Raw genomic sequence first — 14828 nt, 5'->3', positions numbered from 1 at the left:
ATGGACTTCGGACTGACCCAGGAACAGGAGATGATCGTCGAGACCACGCGGTCCTTCGTCGAGAACGAGCTCTATCCGCACGAGGCGCAAGTCGAACGAACCGGCCATCTCGACATCGATCTGGTGCGCGAGATCCAGGGTAAGGCGATCGCCGCGGGTCTCTACGCCGCCAATATCCCCGAGGAGTTTGGCGGCGCCGGCCTCGATACACCGACCTGGCTGCTCTACGAGAAGGAACTCGGCCGCGCCAATTACGCGCTGCACTGGACCTGCGTCGCGCGCCCCTCCAACATCCTCTGCGCCGGCACGCCCGAGCAGCGCGCCCGTTATCTCGAGCCCTGCGTGGCTGGCGAGAAATGGGATTGCCTGGCCATGACCGAACCGGGTGCGGGCTCCGACCTGCGCGGCATGAAGGCCAGCGCCAAGCAGGATGGCTCCGATTGGGTCCTGAACGGCACCAAGCATTTCATCTCCCACGCCGACATTGCGGACTTCACCATCACCTTTATGGCCACCGGCGAGGAGGACACGCCGCGTGGGCGTAAGAAGCTGATCACCGCCTTCTTCGTCGACAAGGGGACGCCGGGATATGCCGTTCGCGACGGCTACCGCAATGTCTCTCACCGCGGCTATACCAATGCCATTCTCGAGTTCGACAATTGCCGCATTCCGGCCGAGAACGTGCTGGGCGAAGTCCACAAGGGCTTCGAGGTCGCCAACACCTGGCTCGGCGCCACCCGGCTGCAGGTCGGTGCCACCTGTCTTGGCCGCGCCGATCGTGCGTTCCGGCACTCGGTCGAATGGGCAGCGACGCGCGAGCAGTTCGGCCAGCCGATCGGCAAGTTCCAGGGCGTCTCCTTCAAGCTCGCCGACATGGCGATGGAAATGAAGGCGGCCGAGCTGATGATCCTGGAAGCAGGCTGGAAATTCGATCGTGGCGAGGCGTCGGACGCCGACATGGCCATGGCCAAGCTCAAGGCGACCGAAATGCTCGCCATGGTCGCCGACGAGGCGATCCAGATCCATGGCGGCATGGGCCTGATGGACGAACTGCCTCTCGAACGCATCTGGCGCGACGCCCGGATCGAGCGCATCTGGGAAGGCACATCGGAAATCCAGCGCCACATTATTTCTCGTGCTTTGTTGAGGCCGTTCGGTGCATAGGCAGATACCCCCCTCTGCCCTGTCAGCCATCTCCCCTGCAAGGGGTGAGATCGGATGGGGCAAGATCGCGCAACCCCTATCTCCCCCCTTGCGGGGGAGATGTCGCGAAGCGCCAGAGGGGGGTAATCCCGCCTCAAGGTCGTCGGCACTTTCAGAGTGGAAACTTGCAGAACCTACGCGGGACAACACCCATGCGTGACCTCTCCCGCCTCCTGCGCCCCCGGTCGATTGCGCTGTTCGGTGGCGGCTGGGCCGTCAATGTTGTCGCGCAGCTGAAGAAATCCGGCTTTGACGGCGACATCTGGCCGGTCAATCCGAAACGCGCCGACATTCTCGGCGTGCCCTGCCTGGCCTCCATTGACGATCTGCCGTCAGCCCCCGATGCGAGCTTCATCGGCGTTAACCGCGACGCGACCATCGAGGTGGTGCGACGGCTCAGTTCTATGGGCGCGGGCGGCGCCACCTGCTTTGCCTCGGGCTTTCTCGAAAGCGAGGCCGAAACCGCCGGCGGTGCGGACCTGCAGGCGCGGCTGATTGCGGCGGCAGGCGACATGCCGATCCTCGGGCCCAATTGCTACGGCCTGATCAACTATCTCGACAACGTCACGCTCTGGCCCGACCAGCATGGCGGGCTCAAGGTGGAAAGCGGCGTGGCGATCGTCGCGCAATCCTCCAACATCGCCATCAACATGACCATGCAGGCGCGCGGCCTGCCGATCGCCTATGTGGTTGCAGCCGGCAACCAGGCTCAGGTTGGCGCCAGCGACATCGCCTCCGCACTGCTCGACGACGACCGCGTCAGCGCCATCGGTCTCTATCTCGAGGGCTTTGGCGATATCCGCGCGCTGGAAGCCTTTGCCGCCAAGGCGCGGGCAAAGGGCAAGCCGGTGGTCGCCATCAAGATCGGCCGCTCCGACAAGGCCCGCGTGGCGACCATGACCCACACGGCGTCGCTCGCCGGAAGTGCGGCCGCCGGGTCGGCCCTGCTCAGGCGACTCGGGATCATCGAGGTTGAGACCATCGCGGTGTTCCTCGAAACATTGAAACTGCTGCACGCCATCGGCCCGCTGCCGGGTGCATCCATTGCCTCCGTCAGCTGTTCTGGTGGCGAGGCCAGTCTGATGGCGGATCTGAGCAACACGACGCAACTGGATTTCGCTGATTTCGCGCCCGCCCAGCGGGCGGCTCTGAAAGCCGAGCTTGGGCCTATCGTCACCATCGCCAATCCGCTCGACTATCACACCTTCATCTGGGGTGACACGGAGCGAATGACCCGGGTGTTCTCCACGGTGATGGAGCAGACATTCGATCTCACGGTCTTCATTCTCGACCTGCCGCGGGCTGATCGCTGCGATCCGTCGAGCTATCAATGCGCGGTTGATGCGATCATTGCTGCAAAGGCGCGAACCGGCGCCAGGGTCGCGGTGCTGGCAAGCCTGTCCGAAAACATCTCGGAAGGTTTTACCAGCGCTTTCATGAAAGGCGGCGTCGCGGTTCTGCATGGCATGGCGGAAGGTATCCTGGCGATCGAGGCTGCAATTGCTGCCGGGCGCCTTGTTGAGTCGGATCCGCAGCCTCTGTTGCTGGCTTTCCCGAACGGCAGGACAGCAACCATTCTCAGCGAGGCCGCCTCAAAGGAGGCCCTTTCCGGATTTGGTCTTCGGATCCCGAGATCGATCCAGGCGCAATCCATCAATGAATTGATCGGGGAGAGTGCCGCCCTTTCTTTCCCGGTGGTGTTGAAAGGCACCGGTCTGGCGCACAAGAGTGAGGCCGGTCTGGTTGCTCTCGATATTGAAGATGAGCCCAGCCTCAGTGCCGCCGCCCGGAAGATGCAAACCGTTACCTCGGAGTTCCTCGTTGAGGAAATGGCGGTCGGCGGACTTGCCGAGGTTCTTGTCGGAATCACCCGGGATCCGACGGGCGCCTTTCTACTCACTTTGGGTGCCGGCGGTGTGCTCACCGAGATACTGGGCGATACGGTCAACCTGCTGTTGCCCGCAAGCCGCTCCGGGATCATGCTGGCATTCGCCGAGTTGCGGATCGGCCGTTTGCTCGAAGGCTATCGTGGCAAGCCTGCTGCCGATATGGAAGCACTGGCCGATGCGGTGATCGCGATCTGCCATTATGCCGAGGCCCATGCCGGCCGGTTGCTCGAACTTGAAGTCAATCCGCTGATCGCCCGCGTCGGCGATGCGGTTGCTGTCGATGCGCTGATCCGCCTCGACGATGCCTGAAGCAGAAAAAGGAATCTGAACCATGACCGGACCCGTCAAGACCCGCATTGTCGGACACGTTCTCGAAGTCACGCTCGACCGGCCTAAGGCCAACGCCGTTGATCTTGCCACCAGCCGGATCATGGGTGAGGTGTTTCGTGATTTCCGCGACAACCCGGATCTGCGCGTCGCGATCCTGACCGGCGCCGGCGAGAAGTTCTTTTGCCCCGGCTGGGACTTGAAGGCCGCCAATGATGGCGATGCGGTCGACGGCGACTACGGTGTCGGCGGTTTCGGCGGCCTGCAGGAACTGCCCCATATGAACAAGCCGGTGATCTGCGCGGTCAACGGCATCTGTTTTGGCGGCGGGCTCGAGATTGCGTTGTCCTGCGACATCATCCTGGCGGCGGAGCATGCCAGTTTCGCGCTGCCCGAAATCCGCTCGGGCACGGTGGCCGACGCCGCTTCGATCAAGCTGCCCAAACGGATTCCCTATCATATCGCCATGGAGATGCTTTTCACCGGGCGCTGGCTTGATGCCGAGGAGGCGCACCGCTGGGGCTTTGTAAATCACATCCACAAGGCGGACGAACTCATGGCGGAAGCCTGGAAGATGGCCGAGCTTCTGGCCTCCGGCCCGCCACTGGTCTTCGCCGCCATCAAGGAAGTGGTGCGCGAGGCCGAGGGCGAGAAATTCCAGGACACCATGAACAAGGTCACCAGACGGCAGTTGCGCACGGTCGATACGCTCTATGGCTCGGAAGACAATCTCGAGGGCTTTCGCGCGTTCACAGAAAAACGCGACCCGGTCTGGAAGGGCAGATAGGGGTTCGGAACACTCAGATCTGCGTGTGCATCCGGTAGCCAGGTGCGAATGTCAGGCGCACAGAGGTGATCACATGGCTCTTGTTCCATGTGCTGCGCTCGATCACGAAAAGCCCTTCGCCTTCCTTGCAGGCCAGGATCTCGGCTTCGCGTTTTCCCGCGGTCATGGCTGAGAACGAAAAGTCTCCGCCCTCAAAAGGAATGTTGGCCACCAGCCATTCATTGGCGCTTTGTGCCGACAGGTCCGCCTTCTCGATTCCCGGTACGGCGTCCGGGTTGATCCAACGGTCGCCAAACACATACGGCTTGCCGTCCGCCAGATGCAGCGTCACCAGGTGGAGTAGTTTGACTCCTGTCTGGGTTTGCATTCTCGCCCTGATGCCGGACGGGGGCACCATCCGTTCCTGCGACAGGACCGAGTGGCGATAGCTCTGCCCCTTGCCTTCGATCTCGTAGCGAATCACCGGAATGTCCAACGTTGCCTTGCGCACCGGGTTGAGCGCCACCCTGGTGCCGGCCTTTCGTCGCCTGTCCAGCAGGCCCGATTCCGCCAAGCCGCGCAACGCCCGGTTCACTGTTGCCCGTGCGCAACCGAATTCAACCGACAGTTCGGACTCGTTTGGAATGAAGTCCCCGGGCTTCCATTCCCTGGCATTGATCCGGCGCAGGACTTCCGCCTGCACCGACTGCCAGCTTTTGAACTCTCCTCCGCTCAAATAGCCTCTCCAAGCTCCTTCATTGTCCTGGCATAGGCCGAGACAATGGCCTCCTGTTTGACATGCCGGCCTCCTGCTACCATGTGCCGGCCAGCCGACCAGACATCCTCTACCATGCGGTCGTCGCCTGCGAACATATAGCAATCGAGAATGGTGTCGCCGCTTCTTCCGATCAGATCCACAGCCCCCGCATCGAGCGCCATCATGTCGGCGAGCTTCCCCACCGCCAGGGCGCCATTGTTGCGCCCCGAGGATTTCGCTCCGCCGTCATTGACGGCGTCGAACAGCCGTCTGCCGGTGGAGTGTTCAGGCGTCGCCAGCGCTGCGCGGGAATGGTCGCGAAGGCGTTGCGAGTAATCGAGCGTCCGCAGCTCTTCCGAAAGCGAGATGCGGATGTTGGAATCGGAACCGACAGCAATGGCTCCATTAGCTGCAAACCAGCGCACGCCGTCGAAGATACCGTCGCCCAGGCTCGATTCGGTGATCGGGCAGAGCCCTGCCACGGCGCCGCTTCTTGCAAGCCCCTCGGTTTCATGCGGCAGCATCTGCGTACAGTGAATAAAGCAGCGTCGCGCGTTGAGCTCCATCCTGTCGAGCACGAACTCTACAGGACGCTTTCCATAGGCCGCTTCGACTTCCTCCACCTCGGCGATCTGTTCGGCCAGGTGCATGTGCAGCGGAGTGTCTCTCGCGAGCTCGGCGTAGTGGGCAAGGTCTTCCGGCGCCACTGCCCGCAGGCTGTGCGGGGCGACACCGATCCTGGCGTCGCCGGGAAGCAGGCCGATTGTCTCGGCCGACCGGGCATGCAGTTCCGCATAGGCATCGAGCGTATTGCCGAAGCGGATCTGCCCGGGGCCGAGCGGACGCTTGTCGCAGCCGCCATACTGGTAGTGCACCGGCAGCAATGTCAGTCCCATGCCGCTCAGCGCGCTGGCCGCAGCGATCCGTTCGGCCATCTCGGCGATATTGGCGTAGGGGCTGCCTCCAGGCTGATGATGCAGATAGTGGAATTCGACATTCGCCGAATAACCGGCTTCCAGCATCTCCATCTGCACGAATGCGGCGATCGCCTCGACATGCTCCGGCGTCAGCCGGTCGAGAAAACGGAACATCAGCTGCCGCCATGTCCAGAATGAGTCCGAGGCGTCAGGCCCTCGCTTTTCGGTCAGCCCCGCCATAGCGCGCTGAAACGCATGGCTATGGCAATTGGCTGGTGCCGGGAGCATGATGCCTGTTCGGTGTCCTTCAGCCGGGGCGCCCGTTTCGATCTTGCTGATCAGGCCATCAGTCCCGGCTTCGATCCGCACGGCTTCCGCCCATCCGGTATCCAGCAACGCTTTTTCCGCCCAGACAATCGTCATCGTATCGCACCTCTTGACAGGTTTTTATGTATATACTTATAGTTCAATGACACGGACATAACAACGGCGAAATGATGCTTCTGATCAACGCGACATTGGCGACGATGGATGGTTCGCCAGCTTACGGGCTGGTGGAGCAGGGGGCTGTGGCGATCGAGAACGGCGTCATCGCTTGGGCAGGTCCGGGCCAAACTGTTCCGGCACGGTTCGATGCCGGCGAAGTGATCGATCTCGATGGCCGGCTGGTCACGCCGGCGCTGATCGATTGCCATACCCATGTTGTTCACGGCGGCAACCGTGCCCGCGAGTTCGAGATGCGGCTTGAAGGTGCGTCTTATGAGGAAGTCGCCCGGGCAGGTGGCGGTATTGTGTCCACCGTCGCCGCCACACGTGCCGCAACGGAAGATGAACTCGTCGCTAGCGCCCTGACCCGTGTTGATGCGATGATTGCCGAGGGCGTATCGACCCTTGAGATCAAGTCCGGCTATGGCCTCGACACTGCCAACGAATTGAAGATGCTGCGTGCCGCGAAGGCGGTTGCCGCGCAAAGACCAGTCCGGGTCAGGACCAGTTTTCTCGGCGCCCATGCGGTGCCGCCCGAATACAAGGGTCGCGGGGACGCCTATATCGACGAGGTCTGCATCACGGCACTCGAGGCAGCCCACGCCGAAGGACTGGTCGATGCTGTTGACGGTTTCTGCGAGGGCATCGCCTTTACGCCGGAACAGATCGCCCGCGTCTTCGAAAGGGCGAAAGAGCTCTGCATTCCGGTCAAGCTTCACGCCGAGCAGCTCTCCAACCTCGGTGGCGCAAAGCTGGCAGCCGAATACGGCGCGCTGTCCGCCGATCATCTCGAATATGCCACGGCGGACGATGCAGCAGCCATGGCGAAAGCCGGCAGCGTGGCAGTCATCCTGCCCGGCGCGTTCTACACATTGCGGGAGACCGTTGCTCCTCCAATCCAAGCCTTCCGCGAAGCCGGTGTCCCGATGGCAGTCGCGACTGACTGCAATCCCGGCTCGTCGCCAATGTCGTCGCTGCTTCTGAGCATGAACATGGCCTGCACCCTGTTCCGGATGACGTCGGAAGAAGCGCTCGCCGGCGTAACCCGAAACGCCGCCCGCGCACTCGGCCTGGATGACATCGGCATGATCGCACCCGGCCTGCGCGCCGACCTCGCCATCTGGGATGTCGAGCACCCGGCCGAACTGGCCTATCGCATTGGATTCAACCCGCTCTACAAGCGGATTTTTGGAGGCGCATTGTGACGCTCACCCTTCTGCCCGGCCAGGCCACACTTGACCAGCTCGAACAGATCTGGCGCACCGGTATTGCCGTGGTTCTTGATGACAACGCCCTGCCGGGCATCGAGGCTGCGGCGGCGCTGGTTCGCAAGGCGGCGGAAGGCGACGAGGCGGTCTATGGCGTCAACACCGGTTTTGGTAAGCTGGCCAGTGTGCGGATCAAGCCTGGTGACACGGCACAGCTTCAGCGCAACCTGATCCTGTCGCATTGCTGTGGCGTCGGTGAACCGCTGGATGTCGCCTCCACAAGGTTGATGATGGCACTCAAGCTGCTCTCTGCAGGGCGCGGCGCGTCCGGCATCACCTGGAAGACGCTCTCCGTCATTCAGAACATGCTGCGCCAAGGCGTCACGCCGGTGATCCCCAGCCAGGGCTCGGTCGGCGCATCGGGCGATCTGGCGCCGCTGGCCCACATGGCCGCAGCGATGATCGGTGAGGGCGAAGCGATCTTTGGCGGCGAGCGCATGCCGGCTGCCGAGGCACTTGCCAAGGCCGGCATCGAACCCGCCGTGCTTGCTCCGAAGGAAGGCCTTGGCCTGATCAACGGCACGCAATTCTCCACCGCCTGTGCGCTGACCGGCTATTTCGGCGCGATCCGCAATCTCGAAGCAAGCGTGGTCTCGTCCTGCCTCTCGACCGATGCGATCATGGGGTCGACCGCGCCGCTTGAGGAAGGCATTCACGCTTTCCGTGGGCACCGTGGTCAGATTGACGTTGCCCGCGCCATGCGCGCGGTGATGCAGGGCTCGGTGATCCGTGAAAGCCACCGTGACGGCGATACCCGCGTGCAGGATCCCTATTGCATCCGCTGCCAGCCGCAGGTCGCAGGTGCCGCGCTCGATCTGCTGCGCTATGCCGGCCAGACGCTCGAGATCGAGGCCAATGCGGTGTCCGACAATCCGCTGGTGCTGGTCGCCGAGGGCAAGATCGTTTCGGGCGGAAACTTCCACGCCGAGCCTGTGGCCTTTGCCGCCGACCAGATTGCCCTCGCCATTGCGGAAATCGGCGCGATCGCCCAGCGTCGCGTTGCATTGATGGTCGATCCCACCCTTTCCTTCGATCTACCGCCATTTCTGACACCCGAGCCGGGACTCAATTCCGGTTTGATGATTGCGGAAGTCACCACGGCCGCCCTGATGAGCGAGAACAAGCACCTCGCCAATCCCTGCTCGACGGATTCCACGCCCACATCGGCCAACCAGGAAGACCATGTCTCCATGGCCGCCCACGGCGCACGGCGGCTCAAGCGCATGAACGACAACCTCAACGTCATCATCGGTGTGGAGCTGCTTTGTGCCGCGCAGGGCGTCGAGTTTCGCGCGCCGCTTGTCACCAGCCCGGTCCTGCGGGGCGCGGTGAGCCTGGTGCGCTCCAAGGTGGCGGCGCTGACCGATGACCGCTTCATGGCTGGCGACCTCGCCGCCGCCGCCGCGATCGTGGCGGGCGGCCGCATCCAGTCGCAATGCGATGTCGCCGGCCTTTTGGCGGGAGCGGCGGCATGACCCCGGTCGACGTCAGGCGCGGCGACAGCCCGCTGGTCCTGGGGCTGCCGCACACAGGCACCTTCGTGCCCGATGACATCTTCGCGCGGCTGACACCGCTCGGCCAGACGCTGGGCGATACCGACTGGCACGTCGACCGCCTCTATGACGGCCTGCTCGATGGCGTCACCACCGTCCGCGCCAACTTCCATCGCTACGTCATCGATGCAAATCGCGATCCGTCAGGTGCAAGCCTCTACCCGGGCCAGAACACCACCGGGCTGGTCCCGGTAACCAACTTCGATGGTGAGCCACTATGGCTTGAAGAGCCGGACGCCGCCGAGATCGAGGCGCGCAGACTTGCCTGGCACGCGCCCTATCATGCGGCGCTTGAGCTCGAACTCGAAAGGGTGCGTGCCATTCATGGTGTCGCCATCCTCTATGACTGCCATTCGATCCGCTCGAACATCCCGTTCCTTTTTGATGGCACGCTTCCTGACTTCAACATCGGCACCAACAATGGCGAGACCTGCGCCCCGGTGATCGAGGCTGTGGTGGCCGGAATCTGTGCCGGCGCGGAAGGCTATTCCAGCGTGCTCAACGGCCGCTTCAAGGGTGGCTGGACCACCCGCCATTACGGTCGGCCCGGCGAGAACATCCACGCCATCCAGATGGAGCTGGCGCAAAGTACGCATCTGGCCACCGAGGAGCTTCCCTTCGCCTATGACGAGACGAAGGCGGAGCGGCTGCGCGTTCATCTCAAGACAATTCTGAATTCAGTTGCTGACCTTGCAGCATCAATGGGAGGCCAATCATGACCAATCCGAGACACAACCAGCGCGACATCTATCCGCCGACCGGCACCGAGATCACTGCCAAGAGCTGGCTCACCGAGGCGCCGATGCGCATGCTGATGAACAATCTGCATCCCGACGTGGCCGAAAACCCGCACGAGCTGGTGGTCTATGGCGGCATCGGCCGGGCGGCGCGCACCTGGAAGGACTTCGACATGATTGTCGACAGCCTGAAGAAGCTCAACGAGGACGAGACACTTGTCGTGCAGTCGGGCAAGCCGGTCGCCGTTGTCCGCACCCATGTCGATGCGCCGCGGGTGCTGATCGCCAATTCGAACCTGGTGCCGCACTGGGCCAACTGGGACCATTTCAACGAGCTCGATAAGCGCGGGCTTGCCATGTACGGCCAGATGACCGCAGGCTCCTGGATCTATATCGGCACACAGGGCATCGTTCAGGGCACCTTCGAGACCTTCGCCGAGGCTGGCCGCCAGCATTATGGCGGCGATCTCAAGGGCAAGTGGATCCTAACCGGCGGTCTTGGCGGAATGGGCGGCGCCCAGCCTCTGGCCGCCGTCATGGCCGGCGCCTGCTGTTTAGCCGTCGAGTGCGACGAGACCCGCATCGATTTCCGACTGCGCACCCGTTACGTTGATGCCAAGGCCCATTCGCTCGACGAGGCGTTGGGCATGATCGATCAGTGGACCAAGGCGGGCGAGGCCAAGTCGGTCGGTCTGCTCGGCAATGCGGCCGACATCTTCGTCGAACTGGCCAAGCGCATGAAGGACGGACGCCTGCGTCCGGACATTGTCACCGACCAGACCTCGGCCCATGATCCGCTGCACGGCTACTTGCCGCAGGGCTGGAGCGTCGCCGAATGGCGCGAGAAGCAGGAAAGCGACCCCAAGGCCGTCGAGAAGGCGGCCCGCGCCTCAATGAAAGCCCATGTCGCGGCCATGGTCGATTTCTGGAACGCCGGGGTGCCGACGCTCGACTACGGCAACAACATCCGCCAGGTCGCGCAGGATGAGGGCCTGGAGAACGCCTTCGATTTTCCGGGTTTCGTCCCCGCCTATATCCGGCCGCTGTTCTGCCGCGGCATCGGCCCGTTCCGCTGGTGCGCGCTCTCGGGCGATCCGGACGACATCTACAAGACCGACGCCAAGATGAAGGAACTCTTCCCCGAGAACACGCATTTGCACAACTGGCTCGACATGGCCCGTGAGCGCATTGCCTTCCAGGGCCTGCCGGCGCGCATCTGCTGGATCGGTCTTGGCGACCGCCACCGCGCCGGTCTCGCCTTCAACGAGATGGTGGCTTCGGGCGAACTCAAGGCACCGATCGTCATTGGCCGCGATCACCTTGATTCCGGCTCCGTTGCGTCACCCAACAGGGAGACCGAATCCATGAAGGATGGCTCCGATGCCGTCAGCGACTGGCCGCTCTTGAATGCGCTGGTCAACACCGCCTCCGGGGCAACCTGGGTCAGCCTGCATCATGGCGGCGGAGTCGGCATGGGGTTCTCCCAGCATTCCGGCATGGTCGTCGTCGCCGACGGCACCGACGCCGCAGCCCGCAGGCTCGAGCGGGTACTGTGGAACGATCCGGCTTCCGGCGTCTGGCGTCATGCCGATGCCGGTTACGACATCGCGCTCGATTGCGCACGCGAGCACGGGCTCAATCTGCCCGGCATACTGGGGTGAGAACAACAAGGTAAACTCGAAACAGAGAGGAACTGACATGCAAAGACGTAAATTCCTGAAAGCCGGCGTTGCCGGTGCAGCCGCGGCTGCGACACTCGCAACACCGGCCATCGCGCAGGACAAACGCGAGTGGAAAATGGTCACCGCCTGGCCAAAGAACCTGCCGGGTCCCGGCGTCGCCGCCCAGCTTCTGGCTGATCGCATCACCACGCTCTCGGGCGGCCGTATCGAGGTCAAGCTCTATGCCGCCGGCGAAATTGTTCCCGGACCTGGCGTGTTCGACGCCGTCTCCGAAGGCACCGCCGAGCTCTACCATGCCGTTCCCGCTTATTGGGGTTCCAAGTCAAAGGGCATCCTGCTGTTCGGCTCCCAGCCCTTCGGCCTGCGCGCCGACGAGCAGTTCGGCTGGATGCAGCATGGTGGCGGCCAGGCACTCTATGACGAGATGTACGGTCGTTTCGGCGTCAAGCCGTTCCTGTGCGGCAATTCAGGTCCGCAGTGGGCCGGCTGGTTCCGCAACGAAATCAACTCGGTCGAGGATCTCAAGGGCCTGAAGTTCCGCACCACCGGTCTCGCCTCGGAAATGGCCACCAAGATGGGCATGGCGGCAGAGGCCATGGGCGGACCGCCGATGTTCCAGGCGCTGCAGACCGGAGCGCTCGACGCCGGCGAATTCATCGGCCCGTGGACGGATTCGGCGCTTGGTTTCTACCAGGTCGCCAAGAACTACTACTGGCCGGGCGTCGGCGAGCCGTCCTCCGCGGAAGAATGCGGCGTCAACGCGGCTGCGTACAACGAACTTCCGGCCGACCTGCAGCAGGTTGTCTCGCTCGCCTGCGAAAGCCTCTACAATCCGGTCTGGACCGAATACACCACCAAGCATGCCCAGTCGCTCAAGACGCTTGTGTCCGAGCATGGTGTGATGGTCCGCAAGCTGCCTGACGATGTCATCGTGGCCATGGGCAAGGCGGCCGAAGAGGTTGTTGATGAGTTGCGCCAGAACGATGATGAACTGGTCAAGCGCATCACCGAAAGCTACATTTCCTACCGCGATCTGGTGGGCGGCTACATGACTTATGCCGATAATGGGCAGATGAACGCCCGCGCCTCCGTCATGGGCTACTGAGTGCAATGAACCGTCCGGCGCGGGTGTCGTTTCCGCGCCGGACAGCTTTGGCGAGAGGGGACCGCATGCTGCGTCTGGCCGACAGTCTCGATATGATCAGCCGGTTGACGGCGAGCGTTATCCGCTGGCTGGCGCTCGTCATGGTGCTGGTGCAATTCGGCATTGTCGTGGGCCGCTATGTGTTCGGCTACAACATCATTGCCGTGCAGGAAAGCGTGCTTTACATGCATGCGACGCTGTTCATGCTTGGCGCGGGCTACACGCTCCTGGTCGACAAGCATGTCCGCGTCGACGTGTTTTATGCCAAGGCCGAACCTCGGACCCAGCGCCGCATCGATGTTTTCGGCCATGTCTTTCTGCTGATCCCGTCTATGCTGGTGATCCTCTACTGGTCCTGGCCTTCGGTACGCAATTCCTGGAAGATCCTCGAAGGCCCGATTTCCGTGGGCGGCATCGAGGCGGTGTTCCTGCTCAAATCCCTGATACCCGCATTCTGCATTCTTCTGGTGATCCAGTCCCTGTCCTTGCTGATCCGGCTGTTGTTGCCTGAAACCTCCAGGCCCGAGGCCAAGGCATGAGCGAATATCTTGATCTCATCATGTTCGTGGCGCTGGTCGGGGCCATTCTGCTTGGCTTTCCGGTATCATTCTCGATTGCCGGTGTCGCCGTCGCGTTCGCCTATCTCGGATGGGTCATGGGCGCCATGGACATCACCCTGATGGGGGCAACCGGGCAGCGTATCTTCGGTCTGATTTCCAATCAGGTGCTGATCGCCATTCCCCTGTTCGTGCTGATGGGGGCGGTGCTGGAAAAGAGCCGCATTGCCGAGGAGCTGCTCGACACGATGGGTCGGCTGTTCGGGCAATTGCGCGGTGGTCTTGGCATATCCGTCGTTCTGGTCGGCGCGCTGCTGGCAGCCTCCACGGGGATCGTCGGCGCCACTGTCGTGGCGATGGGCATGATCGCGCTGCCGACCATGTTGCGCTCGGGCTACGATCCGCGGGTCGCGTCCGGCATCGTCTGCACCGCAGGCACCCTGGGGCAAATCATTCCGCCTTCGACACTGCTGATCATTCTCGCCGACGTCATGTCCAACGCCTATCAGCAGGCGCAGTATGAACAGGGCAAGTTCTCGGTGGAAGCCCTGTCGGTCGGCCAGTTCTTCGCCGCCGCCATCATTCCCGGCCTCATGCTGGTGGTGCTTTATCTGGTCTACATCCTGGTGCGCGGTTTCCTGCGTCCGCAGGACATGCCGCCCGCGACACTCGACACACCAAGGCCCGACCGGCTTGAAATCATCTCGGCGATCTTGCCTCCGGTGCTGCTGATTTTCGCGGTTCTGGGCGCCATCCTCGGTGGCGTTGCCACACCAACGGAAGCCGCCGCCGTCGGCGCCATCGGCGCCTTGCTGATGGCGGGGATCCGGGTCGGGATGCACCCGCGCCTCATTCTGTTCGGCACCGCGGCCCTGGTATGCCTCGCAATCCTTGCCGGCCTGTTTCCGGTCCGCTTGCAGCGTAGCGATCTCGAGTTCATGTCTCTGGCCGCCGGGGGGCTGTACATCGTGCTGACCATAGTCGGTGCGGTGGCGATCATTGCGGCGCTCTACGCGACGCTTCGGACGAGGAGCCTTCACGGTGCTGTCGATTCAACGCTCACCATGACGGCGATGATCTTCGCCACCATACTGGCGGCGGGCATGTTTTCGCTGGTCTTCATCGGCTTGGGCGGGGAGGAACGGGTGGCTCACATCCTGACCAACATGCCGGGCGGACCGATGGGCGCGCTGCTGTTCTGCATGGCCTTCGTCTTTGTGCTTGGCTTCTTCCTCGATTTCGTCGAGATCTCGGTAATCGTGCTGCCGTTGATTGCCCCGACGCTGATCGTCATGGGCCACGACCCGATCTGGCTTGGCGTGCTGCTGGCGGTCAACCTGCAGACCAGCTTCCTCACCCCGCCCTTCGGCTTTTCCCTGTTCTACCTGCGCGGTGCCGCTCCGCCCGAAATCGCCACCGGGCAGATCTATGCCGGCGTTATTCCCTTCATCGGCCTGCAGATAATCGGCATCTCGCTGGTCTGGATGCTGCCGCAACTCGCTACCTGGCTGCCGGGGGTGATCTTCTAGGCCGGGCCAGGGG

The 14828-nt window shown here is 62.8% G+C and carries 12 protein-coding genes; 10 read left to right on the top strand and 2 right to left on the bottom strand.

What is annotated here, in order from left to right; genetic code table 11:
- From SPHINGO391_RS16190 to SPHINGO391_RS16180, 3 genes are all read left to right on the top strand, one after another.
- Nucleotides 1-1164: an acyl-CoA dehydrogenase family protein gene (locus SPHINGO391_RS16190; protein ID WP_152009798.1), complete on the top strand. Its 1164-nt coding sequence runs from the start codon at nucleotides 1-3 to the stop codon at nucleotides 1162-1164.
- Between the two features lie 191 nt (nucleotides 1165-1355).
- On the top strand, nucleotides 1356-3401 hold the full coding sequence (locus SPHINGO391_RS16185) for an acetate--CoA ligase family protein (RefSeq protein WP_152009797.1): 2046 nt from the start codon (nucleotides 1356-1358) through the stop codon (nucleotides 3399-3401).
- A 22-nt stretch (nucleotides 3402-3423) separates the two neighbouring features.
- Complete coding sequence (locus SPHINGO391_RS16180) at nucleotides 3424-4206, top strand: carnitinyl-CoA dehydratase (protein ID WP_152009796.1); 783 nt, start codon at nucleotides 3424-3426, stop codon at nucleotides 4204-4206.
- Nucleotides 4207-4219: 13 nt separating this feature from the next.
- Here the strand turns inward: SPHINGO391_RS16180 and SPHINGO391_RS16175 are convergent, their stop codons facing one another.
- Entirely contained in the window at nucleotides 4220-4921 is a 702-nt protein-coding gene (locus SPHINGO391_RS16175) for a GntR family transcriptional regulator (RefSeq protein WP_193217321.1), read from the bottom strand.
- Nucleotides 4918-6282, bottom strand: coding sequence for a formimidoylglutamate deiminase (locus tag SPHINGO391_RS16170; protein WP_152009795.1), 1365 nt, complete (start codon nucleotides 6280-6282; stop codon nucleotides 4918-4920). Before SPHINGO391_RS16170 ends, SPHINGO391_RS16175 begins: the two co-directional genes overlap by 4 nt.
- A gap of 74 nt (nucleotides 6283-6356) precedes the next feature.
- Between SPHINGO391_RS16170 and hutI the strand changes: the two genes are divergently transcribed.
- The 7 genes from hutI to SPHINGO391_RS16135 all read left to right on the top strand — a co-directional run bounded on the left by hutI (nucleotide 6357) and on the right by SPHINGO391_RS16135 (nucleotide 14815).
- Nucleotides 6357-7550, top strand: a complete 1194-nt coding sequence (gene hutI / locus SPHINGO391_RS16165; RefSeq protein ID WP_152009794.1) for an imidazolonepropionase — start codon at nucleotides 6357-6359, stop codon at nucleotides 7548-7550.
- Entirely contained in the window at nucleotides 7547-9088 is a 1542-nt protein-coding gene (gene hutH / locus SPHINGO391_RS16160; RefSeq protein ID WP_152009793.1) for a histidine ammonia-lyase, read from the top strand. Before hutI ends, hutH begins: the two co-directional genes overlap by 4 nt.
- A complete protein-coding gene (gene hutG / locus SPHINGO391_RS16155; protein WP_152009792.1) occupies nucleotides 9085-9885 on the top strand; it encodes an N-formylglutamate deformylase in 801 nt (266 codons plus the stop codon). Before hutH ends, hutG begins: the two co-directional genes overlap by 4 nt.
- Nucleotides 9882-11564, top strand: coding sequence for a urocanate hydratase (hutU, locus tag SPHINGO391_RS16150; RefSeq protein WP_152009791.1), 1683 nt, complete (start codon nucleotides 9882-9884; stop codon nucleotides 11562-11564). The genes hutG and hutU overlap by 4 nt, the downstream gene beginning before the upstream one ends.
- Nucleotides 11565-11601: 37 nt before the next feature.
- Nucleotides 11602-12690 (top strand): TRAP transporter substrate-binding protein, encoded by a 1089-nt coding sequence (locus SPHINGO391_RS16145; protein WP_152009790.1) that lies wholly within the window; start codon nucleotides 11602-11604, stop codon nucleotides 12688-12690.
- Between the two features lie 65 nt (nucleotides 12691-12755).
- A complete protein-coding gene (locus SPHINGO391_RS16140; RefSeq protein ID WP_152009789.1) occupies nucleotides 12756-13268 on the top strand; it encodes a TRAP transporter small permease subunit in 513 nt (170 codons plus the stop codon).
- On the top strand, nucleotides 13265-14815 hold the full coding sequence (locus SPHINGO391_RS16135) for a TRAP transporter large permease subunit (RefSeq protein WP_152009788.1): 1551 nt from the start codon (nucleotides 13265-13267) through the stop codon (nucleotides 14813-14815). The genes SPHINGO391_RS16140 and SPHINGO391_RS16135 overlap by 4 nt, the downstream gene beginning before the upstream one ends.
- The last annotated feature ends 13 nt before the right edge of the window (nucleotides 14816-14828 follow it).

Source organism: Hoeflea sp. EC-HK425 (assembly GCF_902498795.1).
In the GTDB taxonomy this organism is placed as follows: Bacteria; Pseudomonadota; Alphaproteobacteria; order Rhizobiales; family Rhizobiaceae; genus Hoeflea; species Hoeflea alexandrii.
This window is presented reverse-complemented; position numbering and strand designations above follow the sequence as displayed.